This window comes from Paenibacillus sp. NPDC093718, from assembly GCF_050279985.1.
GTDB lineage: Bacteria > Bacillota > Bacilli > Paenibacillales > Paenibacillaceae > Paenibacillus_AQ.
This window is the reverse complement of the sequence record NZ_JBNNUS010000005.1, coordinates 135,071-151,493: the sequence shown is the minus strand read 5'-3', so window position 1 is coordinate 151,493 and position 16,423 is coordinate 135,071. Positions and strand designations below refer to the sequence as shown.

11 protein-coding genes are annotated in these 16,423 nt (G+C 50.7%); 3 read left to right on the top strand and 8 right to left on the bottom strand.

Annotated elements, in window-relative coordinates:
* Positions 1-165: 165 nt before the first annotated feature.
* Both ACQKPA_RS16465 and ACQKPA_RS16460 read right to left on the bottom strand, forming a co-directional pair.
* Positions 166-1,242, bottom strand: coding sequence for a glycosyltransferase (locus ACQKPA_RS16465; protein WP_427493679.1), 1,077 nt, complete (start codon positions 1,240-1,242; stop codon positions 166-168).
* Between the two features lie 133 nt (positions 1,243-1,375).
* On the bottom strand, positions 1,376-2,125 hold the full coding sequence (locus ACQKPA_RS16460; protein ID WP_427493985.1) for a MerR family transcriptional regulator: 750 nt from the start codon (positions 2,123-2,125) through the stop codon (positions 1,376-1,378).
* 186 nt (positions 2,126-2,311) lie between these two features.
* Between ACQKPA_RS16460 and ACQKPA_RS16455 the strand changes: the two genes are divergently transcribed.
* Positions 2,312-3,268, top strand: coding sequence for an LCP family protein (locus ACQKPA_RS16455; RefSeq protein WP_427493678.1), 957 nt, complete (start codon positions 2,312-2,314; stop codon positions 3,266-3,268).
* A 52-nt stretch (positions 3,269-3,320) separates the two neighbouring features.
* Here ACQKPA_RS16455 and ACQKPA_RS16450 read toward each other — a convergent pair whose 3' ends face one another.
* Positions 3,321-4,100, bottom strand: coding sequence for a helix-turn-helix domain-containing protein (locus ACQKPA_RS16450; RefSeq protein WP_427493677.1), 780 nt, complete (start codon positions 4,098-4,100; stop codon positions 3,321-3,323).
* Positions 4,101-4,259: 159 nt separating this feature from the next.
* On the opposite strand from ACQKPA_RS16450, the gene pyk reads away from it, so the two are divergent.
* Together pyk and ACQKPA_RS16440 are read left to right on the top strand one after the other, a co-directional pair.
* Complete coding sequence (gene pyk, locus ACQKPA_RS16445) at positions 4,260-5,675, top strand: pyruvate kinase (protein WP_427493676.1); 1,416 nt, start codon at positions 4,260-4,262, stop codon at positions 5,673-5,675.
* Positions 5,676-5,799: 124 nt separating this feature from the next.
* Entirely contained in the window at positions 5,800-7,020 is a 1,221-nt protein-coding gene (locus ACQKPA_RS16440) for an L-dopachrome tautomerase-related protein (RefSeq protein ID WP_427493675.1), read from the top strand.
* Between the two features lie 594 nt (positions 7,021-7,614).
* Here the strand turns inward: ACQKPA_RS16440 and ACQKPA_RS16435 are convergent.
* The 5 genes from ACQKPA_RS16435 to ACQKPA_RS16415 all read right to left on the bottom strand — a co-directional run bounded on the left by ACQKPA_RS16435 (position 7,615) and on the right by ACQKPA_RS16415 (position 16,255).
* The gene (locus ACQKPA_RS16435; RefSeq protein WP_427493984.1) at positions 7,615-8,844 is read right to left on the bottom strand and encodes a lipase family protein; all 1,230 of its coding nucleotides are present in this window, start codon (positions 8,842-8,844) and stop codon (positions 7,615-7,617) included.
* Between the two features lie 130 nt (positions 8,845-8,974).
* The gene (locus ACQKPA_RS16430; protein WP_427493674.1) at positions 8,975-9,340 is read right to left on the bottom strand and encodes a hypothetical protein; all 366 of its coding nucleotides are present in this window, start codon (positions 9,338-9,340) and stop codon (positions 8,975-8,977) included.
* A gap of 168 nt (positions 9,341-9,508) precedes the next feature.
* A complete protein-coding gene (gene msrA / locus ACQKPA_RS16425) occupies positions 9,509-10,465 on the bottom strand; it encodes a peptide-methionine (S)-S-oxide reductase MsrA (RefSeq protein ID WP_427493673.1) in 957 nt (318 codons plus the stop codon).
* A gap of 330 nt (positions 10,466-10,795) precedes the next feature.
* Entirely contained in the window at positions 10,796-13,402 is a 2,607-nt protein-coding gene (locus ACQKPA_RS16420; protein WP_427493672.1) for a glycoside hydrolase family 95 protein, read from the bottom strand.
* Positions 13,403-13,474: 72 nt separating this feature from the next.
* Complete coding sequence (locus ACQKPA_RS16415; protein ID WP_427493983.1) at positions 13,475-16,255, bottom strand: discoidin domain-containing protein; 2,781 nt, start codon at positions 16,253-16,255, stop codon at positions 13,475-13,477.
* Positions 16,256-16,423 lie beyond the last annotated feature (168 nt).

The following is a 16,423-nucleotide window of genomic DNA, read 5'->3' as shown; positions in this document are numbered from 1 at the left end:
CACTCTCCTCCTGTCGTTCTATCCATATTCTCTACGAAACCAGTTTCATAGTAGTATATCGATTCATAGATTTGGCAGAAACGGTATATGCCCAAACGACATAAAAAAGGCTCGATCCAGTACTCCAACATGACAGAACGACAGGGCGGCGGTTAGAGCCGCCGATCACTTGCAGCGGAGCTTCTCCTCCAGCAATTGTTTGTTATATAAAATGTCTGGATCATCCGGAGCGTAAGAAAGAGCTCTTTCATTATGTTCATAAGCCTGCTCCAGCTGCCCTAGTTTTCCGTAACAATACGTCAGCTGCAAATGGGGAAACCATGTCCAGGCCGCTTGATTAACACCGTATAATCGATCCCCTGGCATCTCCAGCTTGAGCGCCAATTCGTACCAGTGAACCGCTTTTTCATAATCGTTGAGTTCTTGGAAATAGTACGCGATCCGGCATACATAGTCGGCCCGCGGAACGTCATAATGAAACGTCTTTAACAGGGATTGCAGTTCTCGTTCTTTTTGCCCCAGCTCGTGGTAACAATGCGCCATGCGATCACACGCATCCAATTTTTCCTCAAAATAGCTGACCGGATCATGAATAATCATTTCATATATTTCAATGGCCTTGTCATAATAGGCGCTCGCAGACAATTCCATTGCATAGTGCAGCAACTGGCGCTTGGAGAGGGTGCCTCCCTTCGCAAGATGGGCCTCATAAATACGCAAATTCCGCCCGGAATCCGTGTGTACGCGCCCATGACTAACGGCAATGTCGGATAACATGATATTTCCCTCAACCTCTAAATGCTCATGCACCGGATCACGCCATTGAAACTGCCTTGAACGCTTCACCAGCCGGTTTCTTTTAACAACCGCCGCGGGCTTCCCCAACGGATCGAAGGCAATGTAGTAATCCATGCATACGGAGTCCACCGCCGGGTCCAAATTTTGTTTGAGCGCCTTGAACCTTTCCAGATCGGCCGGCTGCAGCCAATCATCCGCATCCAGCCATAAGATATACTCCATCGTCGCATGAGAGAACGAATAGTTCCTTGCAGCGGAAAAATCGTCGATCCAATCAAAATGAAAGATTCGAGCCTCATATTTGGCTGCAATTCCGAGCGTATGGTCCGTTGACCCCGTATCTACGACGACAATTTCGTCAACGACATCCTTAACGGAGTTTAAGCACCGATCCAACACTTGCTCCTCGTTTTTTACAATCAAGCACAAACTAATCGTTATCATGTCCAGCCCCCCATAAACTTGTCTCCCAGACATCATATGGAATGCCATCTCGCGAGGTTTGGACAATAAATAATAGACATAGCAAAAAAAGACCGCGATTTAGGCGGTCTTGATCGATGGAGAACGGCCTGTATTATGTCTGTTGTGCGTACGCCTCCGCAGCCGCATGCAGATAATAGGCCAGCCCCGTCTGCTGCTCCTCCAGCATCCGGAGATGAAAGTCGTCATCCAGGAAAAACTTCGTTTGACCCGCAAAATCCGCAGCCGTAAAGGCGTGGCCCTTCTCATTCATAAACTGCAGATGATCGCGAATCGAATCTTTTACTCGGGCATCATCGTGCTTGATCCCCGTTTTCAACGCGTTTGCCATGCCTGCCATAAAGGCAGCCGCTCCCCTTGCCTGCTCGTTCATGCTTGGAACATCGACGAGTTCACCCTCGAGCAAATCCACATCATACTGCTCTTTCAGGTGTTCATTCTGCTCCGTTAAGGCTTCCTCCCATTCTTCTTCGCTCTCAAAACCTTTGAACAATTCCTGAGGCTCCATGCGCTTGCCCTCCTCCGTACTGGTCAAGGATATTCTTAAAGTTTTCAGAATCGCATTCAATCGATCCGCGCGGTCCATCAGTTGCTTCTCCTGTTGTAACAGCATCTGCCGCCGTTCAGGGGTCTCCTCCATAAGGACCTTGATTTGTTCCAACGGAAAATCCATTTCCCTGTAAAACAGAATGTGCTGCAATCGCTCCAACTCGGCTGCACCGTACAAGCGATAACCCGCTTCGCTAATCTCGGCCGGCTGAAGCAAACCGATTTTATGATAATGATGCAGCGTTTTAATGGTCACCCCGGATAGCTCCGAAACCTCTTTTACCGTGTATAACATCATGCTGTTCCCTCCTTCGATTTCCAGTCTAAGGCCTCCCCTTGGAGGAGAGTCAAATGCGTTATTTATCTGAGGTTTGTTGCCTATTGAGAATCGCTTCTTACGGGAAAATATGATTTTTGTTCATTATTTTGCTAGAATGGTCCATTATGCAGTTAGTAAAACAGAAAGGAAGTTGTAAAAACTATGAAAAGGAAATGGCTAAAATACACCATGCTCTTATTATCCGTTGGAATCTTGGGGATTATCTCGTACTATACCTACGCTATCATTCAGTTCTCAAACCAAATTTCGACCGTATCAAATCCGGCGGAGCCAACGGAAACGTCAGGTGCCGCATCAGAGGAAATCATCGAAATACCGAAGTGGGAGGGGAAAGAACGCATTAATATTCTCTTGATTGGAGGCGACTCCCGTGGAGACGATGCCGGCAGATCCGACACCATGCTGGTGGCCTCCATCGATCCTGTCACGAAAAGAGCCCATTTGTTCTCGATTTTGCGAGACACCTATGTGAACATCCCCGGCCATGGCAAAGGACGACTGAATTCGGCATTTGCTTACGGCGGAATCGAGCTGACCAGACAAACCATTAGCGATCTGCTGGACCTGCCCATACATAAATACGTTTACACCGATTTTGTCGGATTCATAGCCCTGGTCGATGCCATTGGCGGAGTCGACATTGAGGTGGAGAAAGACATGTATTACACAAGCAAAGCGGACAAGCATATGTACGACATCGATTTAAAACAAGGCCTGCAGCATCTCGACGGCAAGATGGCGCTGCAGTACGTCCGATTCCGGCACGATGCGAAGTCCGATTTCGGCCGTACGGAACGACAACGGATTCTCATGACGGAAGTCGCCAAGAAGATGCAGACCACGGGCTCATTCATCAAGCTGCCCAGCATCCTGGATTCCATCGCTCCATACATCGAAACCGATCTAACTCCCAAAGAAATGCTGAAGCTGATGGCTCTGGGTTTTGATGTGAACCTGGATAAAATTGATCAGCAGCAGCTCCCCCCATTCTCGCTGCTGACCAACGAGAAAGCCGGTCGGGCGCAGGTGCTCGGGGTAGATAAAAACAAACTACGGCAGTATGTGAAGCAGTTGTTCGAAAATGACGCGGCTCAATAAAATAGCAATCACCAAAAGAGGGCGAAAGCCCTCTTTTTTACGTTGATATATCCTATACGGTTCGTGGACGCTCATGCAATAAATCCGATGGAGCACTGCCCGTGACTCGTTTATAAATTCTATAGAAATAGGAGAGGTCCTGATATCCGAGAAATACGGCAATCTCCTGGACCGTCAGCTGCGATTCCGTTAACAAATATACTGCCCGTTTCATCCGCTGGGCGTGCACGTACTGGCTGATGGTCTGCCCCGTCACGCCTTTAAAGAGTACCGCTGCGTAATTTGGGGTTTTGCCGATGGCATCGCCCAGCTCCTCTTTCGTTATTTTCTCACGATAATGCCGCTCAATATAGGACTTCATCCGTTCCACATGCAAGTGCTTCTCCGGCGTGATGACCCCCTTGTCCAGCTCACGACTGATATAAATCAACACTTCTGTCAATAATGCTTCTATCATCAAGGCATAATAAGATGGGCGCTCCTGCCACTGCTGATGGATCACCTTCAACCGTTCGCGGATCAATTCATAACCACCCGGTTTAACCTTCAAGGCTTCTTTCCGATCCAGTACGGATAATCCCGTCGATGCGCCTTCCGTCCATTGAATGACGATCTGCGTGTGCGTCATGGTAGGGATGCTTTTGCCATAATACGGAACACCGGCTGGAATAAACAGCAATTCCCCTTTCTCCATAATCTGCTTATCGCCATTCACCCAATATACGCATTTTCCATATGTCACAAGGCTTAAGCGCCATGCTCTTTGCTCATTGTCAGCTTCTGCATACCAATCGACACCGCTAATTTGCTTTACTTCAACCGGAGTGATCATAACCCACCTCAATTGCGATACTATAATCCATTCATTGTACTATAGTTCATATCATGATTCGACAAGACAGGCTACAATGTGATCATTAGGGAAGTTTGAATTAAGCTCGAATGCTGTAAAAAAATGAAGAGTGCAAATACAAAGGAGGAACTAACAGCCATGCTAAAAACAAAAATCATTTGTACGATGGGACCCGCGTGCGATTCCATCGATCTGTTGAAGAACATGATTCAGGAGGGAATGACCGTTGCCCGTTTGAATATGGCACATGGGGAGCTGGAGGATCACGTCATCCGTATCCGGAATGTTCGCCGGGCCGCATCCGAATTAAACACGTATGTTCCAATCATGATGGACATTAAAGGACCCGAAGTACGGATCGGCAAGCTGAAGGAGGCGTCCTGCCTTCTGAAACCAGGTGAGGAGCTCATTCTGACTACCGAAGAAATTCTGGGCGATGCCCAGCGCATCTCGGTCAATTATGCCGAGCTGAATCTAGTGGTTAAACCGGGAGACCGCATCCTGATTGATGACGGCCTCGTGGACCTGAACGTTCTCCGCATCGACGGGCCGGACATTCTTTGCAAAATCATCAGCGGCGGCGTGCTCAAACCACGTAAAGGCGTCAACCTCCCCGGGATCAAAACGACGCTTCCCGGCGTCACCGAGCGTGACGTCATGCATATCGGCTTCGGCCTGGAGAACGACATTGAGATCATTGCTTCTTCCTTCGTGCGTCATGGCGACAACATCCGCGAAATCCGCAGCATCCTGAAAGAACGCGGCGCGGATCATGTACAGATCATCTCCAAGATTGAAAACGGAGAGGGCATGGCGAACCTGGACGACATCATTGAAGCATCGGACGGAATCATGGTTGCCCGCGGAGACCTTGGCGTCGAAGTGCCAATTGAAGAAGTACCTATGATGCAAAAAGAAATGATCGATAAATGCAACCTGGCAGGCAAACCGGTCATCGTGGCAACGCACATGCTGGAGTCGATGCAGGTCAATCCCCGTCCAACCCGCTCCGAAGTGAGCGACGTGGCTAACGCGGTGATCCAGGGCGCTGACGTTGTCATGCTCTCGGGCGAATCCGCTGCCGGCAAATATCCGGTAGAATCCGTGCGTACGATGGCGGCAGTCGCCCGCCGCGCCGAAACGATGATTGATTATAAAGACCAATTCGCTTTCAAATCCAGACAGCAGGTAGCCGATATTACCGAGGTTATTAGCCAGGGTGCGGTTAGCTCCTCCCTCGTGCTGAATGCCAAAGCTATCATTACGGCAACGGAGAGCGGATTTACGGCGCGAATGATTTCGAAATATCGGCCGAAAGCACCGATTATCGCGGTTACGCAGCATGAAGAAGTGCTGGCCAAGATCTGCTTGCTCTCCGGTGTCATTCCGGTAAAAGGCGACAAAGTCACAACGACGGACGAAATGTTCGAATCCGCGACCCGCAATGCCATCAAGACTGGTTACATCGAAAAAGGCGACATTATCGTATTGTCTGCCGGCGTGCCGATCGGTCAATCCGGTAACACGAATCTGATTAAGATTCTGCAAGTGTAACTTTTTAGTTTCCAAAAAGACCTCCCTCTGATTTAATCGGCGCCAATCCATCCCTCTGGGCATATAACTAACTTAGAGGAATAAGCGCAAAGGATTATCTGCACTGCCTATCGGAGGTCTTGAAATGGTTATACCGCATCATTCAATGGAGGGCCAGTGGCAGCAGCCTGCTGTCCCTCATTATAAACAAAGCCTTAGCTATACAAGTCCGTACCAGATGCTCTTCCACTGGAACCGCCTGGACTGGAACTTCCCGACTCTCGCGATGAAGCAGCGATTCGAGGAGCGTCAGGATTGGAAGCACTGCATGCCCGCAGGCGTCAAAGTAGACCGGCAGGGACGTTTCTATGTATCGGTTCCGCGCTGGGCTGAAGGGGTTCCCGCTACGCTGAACACCATTGTGATGGTGGGCGGCAAGCCCGTACTGGAGCCTTTTCCAAGCTGGGAGTGGAATACGCCGGGGGATGTTCGGGTGCTGCAATCCGTCCTTGGCTACGAGATTGATGAACATCATCGGATGTGGATTCTGGATCAAGGAAAAATCGCATTCGATACCTCGCCCGTAGGCTCGCAAAAGCTGCTCATCTGGGATCTGAGCGCTAACCGTCTGCTCGACTCTATTGTCATTCAGGACGATATTGCCCCGCCCCGAACATCGTTCCTGAACGACATCGTGGTGGATAATCGCAACGGTTATGCCTATATTACCGATTCGGGCTCCGGCTGGCCGGACCATCCGCTGTATGGCGGAATTATCGTCTACAATATGAGGACGAAGAAATTTCGGCGCGTCCTCGACAGTCATTACAGTACGCAGGACGTGCCCCGTTTCCGGTTTGAGATCGATACCGAGCCGGTATACCGCAGCAAGCCGATTCGGGTCGGCGCCGATGGCATAGCTCTATCTGCGGATCGCGGAACGCTATTCTACTGCCAGGTAACGGGGCGCAATCTGTACGCTGTCGATACGCGGCTTCTGCGGAATTTCAATATTCCCGATTCGATCATCCGGGATTCCGTGCAGACCCTGGGCAGCAAAGGAACGACAACCGACGGCATGCATGCCGACAATCAAGGCCATGTATTCTACACCATGCTCGAAGGCAAGGGAATCGGTTACTATTCACCGTACACATGCTCGTTCAACAAGCTGCTGTCCGACGACAGAATGCTGTGGGTAGACGGGGTAGCTTTTGATCAGCGCGGCTCGATCATCTTCACCAACAACCGCCTGCACCGCATGTTCGAGGAGCCGCAGAACATCGACTGGGACGATCCTTACAATCTGATTGTATGGAGGGCCTACATCGGGCGGAACGTAAAGTCGTATTTATATGGTTGTTGAGGGTTGTGAAAAAAGGGTTAGGCAGTTCGGGCACTCATGCCCTCTGCCTAACCCCTTTTGTTATATAACAGCAGCAACTGGACCTCAATGACTAGCAGCCTTGCAGTCAATGACCTGCGTAAGCCATGTGGTTACCTGTCTCGATTATCCTAAAGCGACTGTCCTTTACTACCATTCAGGCCTTTACCAATATGAATCGTATTCAACAACGTCACCCTTTTCCGCACATAGACGCAAGTATGAGTCTTGCTTAATAGGTATTGTACAGGAGCCATAAGTGGAGCGGATGGGAGAGAATAGGTATAGAGGAAGTTTACTAAGAACATGGAGACCGACATATTGACGAAAACGGTACCTTCCGGCCTGAACGGCTGGACGATTACATGATCACTTTGGAAGCAGGGCTATACAGGGAGAGCAGTATCCCAGTCAAGAAGAACGGATTTACAAGGAGATATAACCGTTTGATTATATGGATGACCTCTCGTTTTATGGATTAGTAAATTTTTGCATAGTGAACATGATGCACGGGATGAAGCTTGAAGATCAGATGGGGAAAAGTAAGGGAGAGAATAGAATTAAGCCCAAACACTGCTATCTACTCTCATCAGCCTCACGGAACTGATGTGCTTTCGCTTTAATATAGCTAATCATATGTCCCGTGTGAGATGGATACCAATGTGACAGGCCTGTGATCGTAGTATCGATCTGCTGAACAATAGGTGTCAAACGTCGGCTATGGCTTGCCTGTAAATAACCATTCAACCGATGTCGTATTTGTTGCATTTCGCTTGTCACACGCTCAGCATTTTGATTCCAACGAGACGCCACCTCCATTAATTCCTCCGGTGTTACCTGAATGGTTCTTCCACCTCCAGCCGCAGTCAATGCACCTAGAAATCCTAAACCATTGGCTATATTAGAGAAGAGATCAGCGGCATAAGATGAGGGTACTCGTGGTGATAAAGCTATCTTCTCACCAGTAACCGGATGATATAATTCATTGGAAATATACCCCTGTTGGAATTCATACTGCTGCAAACCATGATAATTAGAGCCGCTGAAGGAATTCTTCGCTTTATCGAGAATGCTCACATCACGGTTCGCATCCTCATAATTAGAATTAATGTAGTATGTAGAACCAACATGGCGATCATAACCACCCAGCGCACCGGAAGCAACGACATCACCTGGATGACCGAAATTGGTAACCTGTGAATCGTACACGCCTTCTTCGGCTTTGCGTCTCATTTCAGGTGTCAATGACGCCATAACCGATGGGGCACTGAATGTGACTGCTGTCATCCCGGTATACGCCGCTGCATATTGTGCGTTACCACCACCCAATGAATGTCCTGTAGCTGAGAAAGAAAGTTCAGGATGCTTTTTTTGCATGCTTTTAGCATAATTCTCAGCCTGATACAGTTGATTGAACTGACCACTCATACTCGTCTTATCCAAGCTTTTTTCTACGTTTCCTAACCATTCATTCATGCCGGTAATGCCTGTTGCATCTTGAAACTTCTGAACTCCCTCATTCCAACCTGGAGGCTTGAAGCTGTCCAAAAACTGGTCCTTCTTACGCCCTATTTCATTTAATCCAATATCAACGTCCATAAGAAAATCAGGTGCCGAGTGATCCAGACCCGCCGTAGCCTCGGTTCCCCGGTAAGCAATGACTGCTTGTTGAGTATCCGGGTTATAAAAGGTCACAGCATCAAATCCGGATAACGAATTACTTTCAAAATCCTCAAGCACCTCCCAGCCCTGAAGACTTGAGGGCTTGTCACCTTTATACAAGTCGTCATAGGCTAATTGAGACATTTTATGATAAGTTTCATCAGTAATACGGTTACTTTGTGGACTCAATACATAATTCCTCCTGTGCAGTATTTAGAGACCAAACGTAATTCTATCTTGGGTAATATCGTGTGTTGCCAAGTCTTAAATTTTTTCACTCTGCACCCGTCTCGGCAAAAGGATCATAGCCCAATTCCCGAATCACCTGCTCCAGCTTAGCACTCATCACATAATTCGTCAGTTTTTCTTCTTCATAGTCATAGGAAATGTTAAATCTTTGCTCCTCTTGTCCAATCACATGGCCCTTCATCAAAACATGCGGCATGATGGACGCGTCCATTTTCTTAGACTCCGTCATCTCAACATCCAACTGATACGTATCTTTAAAAAATTGAATGACTTTGGACTCCGCCTGAGATAATAATTCCTGTTCTTTCGGGCTATTCACGTTCTGACATCCTCCAATAAGTATAATAATGACCAGCCACAAGTAGACTGTCCGTATCCACAATCGTGTCATACAATCCTCCTTTTATAAATAAAACCGAATTATCCTATACTTGAGAAAGATCTCAAACACCTCTCCATTAATTAAACACTATTATTGTTTGGAAATATATAGGATATATTGAGCGATTTATGTAGTAACTGAAACAACTGTCCCAACAATACTGAAACGGTTGATCATTCAACGCGCGAACTCACCGTACCCTTCCCGAACCATCTCCCCCTCCGGCACAAAGCGCAGCGCCGCAGAGTTTATCTGGTAATGCAAGCCGCGAGGCGGAGGCCCGTCATGATACAGGTGACCGAGGTAAGAGCCGGACAACCTGCCATAGAGCGCGGTACGCACCTTGCCGCCGCGAAGATCTCCTTTTTTGCTGATATATCCCTCATGCAGAGGTTTCATAAAAGCCGGCAACCCCGTGCGGGCATCATATTGATCGGTTGAGCTGAATAAAGGGTCTCCGTTCACCACATCCACGTAAATCCCCCGGCTGGTGTTATTCCAATACGGATTATCATAAGCAGGCTCATCCAAGCCTTCTTGCGTCACTGCATACTGGAGTGCGGTAAGACGCCTCTGCAGCTCTTCCTTGTCCTGTTTCCGATCCCAATGCCGCTCAACAAAAGAAGCTCTGCCGGAGCCCTCATAATACCGGTTATAGTCATAACGGTGGGTATTATAGTAATTCTGGTGAAGATCCTCCGCAGGATAAAAGGGCCCTGCAGGCAGGATCGGCGTCACGATCTTCCCCTTGAACCGGCCGCTAAGCTGCAGGCTGTGCTTGGAGGCTTCCGCCTGCTCGCGCTGCGCCTCGTTATGCACGAAAATCGCTGACCGGTACGACGCCCCACGGTCCATGAACTGGCCTTCCGCATCCGTTGGATCAATCAGGCGCCAGTAAATGTCCAAGAGCCTTGTATACGGGAACACATCGGGTTCAAACCGGATTTTCACAGCTTCGTAATGACCTGTCGTTTCCGTTCCCACTTCTTCATAGGTTGGGTCCTCCGTATGGCCGCCCGTGTAACCCGAAACCAGGGATAGAATACCAGGAAGCTCGTCAAACGGCTTCACCATGCACCAGAAACAACCGCCAGCAAATGTCGCCAATTGCGTCTTTCCACTTACATGATTCAAGGCAGTCCCTCCTTTGATGTTTGTCTGTTTCATTATGATACTAGTGTAGTCTTGAGAACTCAATCGCAGCAAGAACACTAGTTTTTTGTGCAATTGATCCGTTATTGAGGTCTAGAAAGGGGTACGATAAGATAAGAATAGCAATAAAGAGCAGCTGGCCTATGGCTACTACTTTGTACAAACATCTTGAGCAGGATTTCTCCTCCAAGATCAAGTCAGGAATGTGAAAATAACCCACTTAGGCTACAACCTTAGGAGTGGGTTACTTTCGTTGTTATAACATTATATTTGTTCCCTCACAGAGAGATTTCTTCATCTTTTAAATTCAATTTATTCTTTAACGTTTCTATGTGAATCCCAGGCAGACCTTCCCCAGCTACAGCTTGCACCCTGCTGCATCGAGAACGAGTAGCAATACGCTCCTCCGGATATCGTGGTACTTGTCAGCGTAATCTCTTCAAGCTGTATCTCCTCCATCAGGACCAGCGGTGAACGGGACCATATCCTGCATTCCCCCGCCTTGTCGGCGCGAATCTTCACCTCGGTCAGTTCGCCTTCCTCCCAGCGCATGTCGACAACAAAGCCGCCACGGGCACGAAGCCCCTTCACCTCACCTCTGTTCCACTGGGGGGGCAGCGCAGGGAGCAGCCGTAACTCTCCCGTATGCGATTGCAGCAGCATTTCGGCGACACCCGCAATCCCGCCAAAATTACCGTCGATTTGAAAAGGAGGGTGGCAGTCCAGCAGATTCGGATAAGTCGAGGAAGCCAGCAAATGCACCAGATACTCGTGCGCTTCCGCGCCGCGCTGCAGCCTGGCGTAATAATTGATAATCCAGGCCCGGCTCCAGCCCGTGTGACCGCCGCCATGCGCAAGCCGCCGTTCCAAGGTCTTGTAAGCCGCATCGGCAAGCTCCTGGGACTTGTCAGGATCAATCTGCTCTCCCGGATACAGGGCGAACAGCTGCGAGATATGCCGATGTCCGGGATCAGCCTCTTCATAATCATCCAGCCATTCCATGATCCCTCCATGCCTTCCAATCCGCGGTGCCGGAATTTCTTGCAGTGCGGTTTGAAGCTCTTCAAGGAAGGTATCCTCATCTCCGACAAGATGGCAAGCCTCCAGACAGGCCCGGAACAAGGCCGTCGCAATCTGCGCATCCATGGCGGGTCCCATGCACAGGCTGCCGATGGCTCCGTTCGGAAGCACAAATCGGTTCTCCGGCGATACGGAAGGGCCGGTTATCCGTCTTCCTTCCTCATCCACGGTCATGTAATCCAGCAGGAATACCGCCGCTTCCTTCATAACCGGATACGCTCGCTCCCGCAGGAAATCCGTATCCCCGCCAAACCGGTAATGCTCCCATAGATGCAGGCACAGCCACGCAGCTCCCATCGGCCATACAGTACAGGTCATCAATATTCCTTCAGGCCGGGTCTCTCCCCATAGATTTGTGTTATGATGCGCTGCGAAACCACGGCAGCCATACATCTCCCGAGCCGTGTCCCGGCCATTCGGGAGCATACGGTGAATCAGGTCGAACAGCGGCTCGTGGCACTCTGCCAGACCCAGCAGCTCTGCCGGCCAATAGTTCATCTGAATATTCACGTTGATCGTATACTTCGATTCCCAGGGCGGGGTAAAGCTGTCATTCCATATGCCCTGCAAATTTGCCGCGAGAGATCCTGGTCTTGAGCAGGAGATAAGCAAATAACGCCCGTATTGGACATACAACTCGATCAATTCGAGATCGCTATTCTCTGCAGAGGCCCCCTCTGCCTTGACTCTTTCCTTCAGCAAATTCAACCGCTGATCGGTGGGCAGGGATGAGAAGTCATCCTCTACACAATCCGAATTTCCAACTGGATCTGAACCGGAGATACAGTCCGAACCATTCGAAATATCAACATCCTTGTCAATAAAGCCCGCCCGATTCCCCCTCTTCTTGCTGGAGCCAAGGGTTAGCGAGAATCGTTCAAACTTCTCCCGATATTCCTCCAGATGGCGGCTTTCCAGCTCTTCGAACGACATGCCTGCCGTTTGATCCAGCTGTTCCAGACATACCTGGCCCGGCTGCTGACACCGAAAGGTCGTCTGGGCTGACAGCAGCAGCGTAACCGAATTCGCGCCTTCAATCGAGAGAAAATCACCAATGGTTCGGACACTTCCTCCCTCAGCGACAGCACGCAGTGCCGTGCAGAAGGAGATGCCGTCCTCACCGCATTCGCCCTTCATGAGCAAGGTATCGTGCGCTAACGACTGTGTTCCGCTGTCAAAAGGACGTCGCATCAGGTTCGCCGCAAACGTCAACGCCCCCCGCCGATCGGCAGTTAGGCGAATCACCATTACGCCATCCGGCGCACTGACAAAATACTGCCTGCGATAGGCTATGCCGCCCGAAGAATAGGATACGGTCACCATGGACCGCTCCAAATCCAGCTCTCGCTCATAATGCTCCACCGCTTCCTCGGCATCCAGGAACTTGAGCAGCAGATCGCCCAGCGGCTGGTAGGGCTGCTCGTATTTCGGCGACGAAGTCATCCCCATCCGGGCCAGATGCTCGGCCTCGGCCTGCCGTCCATCCCGCAGCATCTGCCTGATCTCACTCAAATATTCGGTGGCGTCAGGGTTGGCTCCCCTTCCCGGACCACCATACCAGAGGGAATCCTCGTTGAGCTGCACCCGCTCAAGCGAGGACTTGCCAAAAACCATGCCGCCCAAGCGCCCATTCCCCAAGGGCAATGCTTCGTTCCACTCGGCCGCCGGGGAAGCGTACCATAACCGCAAGCGCCGATTTGCAGATGTATCAGGCTGCCGCCATGCAGTTTCACCTACCGCTTCGATCTTGCCGTACTGCCCTGCACGATTAAGCTCCGCATGATGTCTCCGGTGAGAATCTTCCGTATCTCTTCCTGTTATCTCCCTCTCCACCTTCATACACGTCTCCTTCTTCGCGAAGAAGGGGATGATCAGCGTTTCCCCTGATAATCCCCTGTTCGCTCTATATAATTATGGCTGCTCTGGTATATCTATCGAACCGCCGCCCACAGGCGTACGTGCCAAATTATCCACTGCTTGCTGCCCCAGGCGATCCTTCAACTGCTGGACGAATAAGCTCTGAAGCGCGACATGCCGGTCAGCGTATTCCCAATAGCCGTCCTCGCGCGGTCTTGAATCATAATCATTCGGAACGAGCGGTTTCACATTCAGACCGTCTTCGGTCGGGATATGGCCGATAACATAGTTTTGTGCCGTTGGGGGCTTCTGCGCAACCAGCCCGCCTTCGGTATTCCACATGACGTAATTCGCTCCCGCCCAGCCATGTCCGCTGCCCAGCCAGCCGCGGTCGCGGACGCTGATACGCGCACTAACGTTGTCGTACAGGCCGCCCGTGGACCAGCGATGATGCGGCTCGCTTGTATTGTATTCGCGAGTGGCCTTATTGTCGTACATGACATTCGGTCCTTGTACGCGGCTCTCAATAACATAAGCATGACGTGAAGTTTCCGCATAATTGCGCTGCACCAGATTTAGTTGCCCCTGGATGAAAAAGCTGTATCGACGACCGCCGGTAATCACGCTGACCATATCGTACATTTCGCTGTCCTGCACGGTGACCCACTTGGCCTGCCGTCCTACCTGCACCAAGGCGTAGGAGAAATGGTAGCCGTTCACCTCGCGCACCCAGGCGTTCTTCACGCTGTTCATCATAATGAAGCGCTCCGCATGTGCCTCATCGGAGTAATACGGGGTATCCAGAACATCGTTATCCATCTTGGTATCGGTCTTGCTCGGATTAAAATCGGATATGGCACGCATGTTCTCGATCCCAACCTGTTCGATTCGAGATTCATCCGTCGCCTTGAACAGCTTGCCTCCACCCCATTGACGTTCAATGGCATTCGCTAATGGAGCATCCACCGTAATCCGGTTGCCGTCAATGGCCGTAATGACGCGGTCAAAATCCAGATTGAACGGGGACCACTGCTGCGTTCCCCCGGTCCCTGGCCGCATGTAGATATGGTCCATGCCGATCTCATGAATCCAGCGGTCATTACCGATTCTTCGTACAATGACAGAATCCCCCACCTGATATTCGGAGGCATTCTGCACATGGAATGATCGCGATCCTGCCGGAACGTACAGATCCTGGATGTCCGTCTCCGTCCCGTCAACAATCGCCGCACCATTCGTTCCACCCACGACAATCAAATTTCTTGCCGTTGTCCCCGTGCCGCGGATGATCGTGCCGTCCTCACTCTTTCCTTCACCCCGGAGGACGACCCCGCTGGCCTGAATGTTCAGGGAACCGCCGACCAGATACGTGCCTTTCTTCAGCTGCACCGCCCCCCGGAACCCATCTGCGTCACGCGGCAGCCGGGACACTTCATCAATAGCCGCTTGCAGCATCGCTGTATCATCCCCGCCGGTCGGCTGTACGGCTATCCTCGCCTGAACGTCGGGCAGTTTCACACCGCCGCCCATATAACCGACGTTTGAGAAATCGATGATCCGGTTTCCTTTATAATCGGGAACATATACCATCCTTCCGTCTTTTCCGCTATAGGCGATTTGGCTCTGACCTTCAGGAATTCCCTTCTTGGGCATGACAGTATAAAACAAGCTGTCGAAGTAGGTTCCCCCGTCTGTGGTTTGGAAAGTCATCCGCACCTCGTACGTGCCCGGTACCTTCATCCCACCCGGAAGCGTTATCGATTGCGTTACCCCTGCCTGCAGCGCCTTCGTGCCCAGCGAACCTCTGGTTTGACCGTCCTTGAACCATCTGGCGGATACGGTTCCATCCCTATTCGGAGCGATGGTTACGACTGGCAGCTCCTCGCCCTCCCCCAAAATCGCCGCCTCGCCAATCTTTTGGACCAACGCCTTATGCGTAAACGAACTGAAGGCAATGTATTTCGCATCCTGGAACTCCTGATCATCCTTCACCACAATCCAGAAATCCGGCGTACGAATCGCTTGACCGTTGATGCTGGTTTCTGCATATAACCGGGTCGCGCCTACCTTGACCCCCGTTACCGAGCCTTCGGAAGTAACCGCAGCGCTGGTTCCCACAGCGTGATATTGAACCTGGCCTTGTGGCAGCGAAATCCATTCCCCGTTCACGCGTTTGCCGCGCGCCTGCACGGCAGATGTGCCTCCAATGTCCAAGGTCAGTTCCTCATTGTTGTTATAAGGGGTTCCATCCGGCTTCACGAAGGCCATCTCCGTTACATCGGACGGAATCCCTTGATCTCCCTCCTGCATATAAAGCTCCAACTCCTTAAGCTGAACATTGAGATTTCGGCTTAGCAGCAGCGTTACCCGAATGTGGGAAGCGCTTACGGAATCAAACGTGATCGATTCCTGACCGTCCGCTCGAATGCCCCCATTTTTCGCATAGGCTCTGCTCCAAGACTCACCGTCACGGGAGTAATCCACCTCGATACTTCCCAGATTATCTCCCCGGTTTAAATCCAGGACGACCTGGTTCAAGGACTGCTCGCTTCCCAGATCCACCTGTATGTATACACTCATGTCCTCACGGTCTGTGCTCGCCGGCTGCCAGTAGGTATCACGGCTGCCGTCAACGGCTTTCTCGGCTTCACGCCCGCTGATCTCGGAACTGGCCGTCACCTGCTTATTCCATGCCAGGTTGACTCGCTCCATTACATCCGGTGCAGCCGTTTCCCCCTGTATTGGCGGATTGTCAAACGAAAACAGCAGAATACCCAGCAGCAGTATGAAACTTCCCCTTCTTACCTGCCTGTTACGCTTGCGTACCTGTCTCATCAATCATCACCCATCCTTTGTCATAAGTAGTGATTACGATCCTCCCGTGATTACATGATGCCCTCCTTTCAAACACCTTTTGATATCTTCCATGATAAAACAGCTGCTGCACGCCGGACCATGCCGTAACTTGCGGAATGGCCGTGTTTTTTTATGGAGTAACACAAC

Coding starts and splice junctions, on each gene's coding strand:
- ACQKPA_RS16465 (WP_427493679.1), bottom strand. CDS start 1,242: ATGATAACGATTAGTTTGTGCTTGATTGTAAAAAACGAGGAGCAAGTG.
- ACQKPA_RS16460 (WP_427493985.1), bottom strand. CDS start 2,125: ATGTTATACACGGTAAAAGAGGTTTCGGAGCTATCCGGGGTGACCATT.
- ACQKPA_RS16455 (WP_427493678.1), top strand. CDS start 2,312: ATGAAAAGGAAATGGCTAAAATACACCATGCTCTTATTATCCGTTGGA.
- ACQKPA_RS16450 (WP_427493677.1), bottom strand. CDS start 4,100: ATGATCACTCCGGTTGAAGTAAAGCAAATTAGCGGTGTCGATTGGTAT.
- pyk (WP_427493676.1), top strand. CDS start 4,260: ATGCTAAAAACAAAAATCATTTGTACGATGGGACCCGCGTGCGATTCC.
- ACQKPA_RS16440 (WP_427493675.1), top strand. CDS start 5,800: ATGGTTATACCGCATCATTCAATGGAGGGCCAGTGGCAGCAGCCTGCT.
- ACQKPA_RS16435 (WP_427493984.1), bottom strand. CDS start 8,844: ATGTCTCAATTAGCCTATGACGACTTGTATAAAGGTGACAAGCCCTCA.
- ACQKPA_RS16430 (WP_427493674.1), bottom strand. CDS start 9,340: ATGACACGATTGTGGATACGGACAGTCTACTTGTGGCTGGTCATTATT.
- ACQKPA_RS16420 (WP_427493672.1), bottom strand. CDS start 13,402: ATGAAGGTGGAGAGGGAGATAACAGGAAGAGATACGGAAGATTCTCAC.
- ACQKPA_RS16415 (WP_427493983.1), bottom strand. CDS start 16,255: ATGAGACAGGTACGCAAGCGTAACAGGCAGGTAAGAAGGGGAAGTTTC.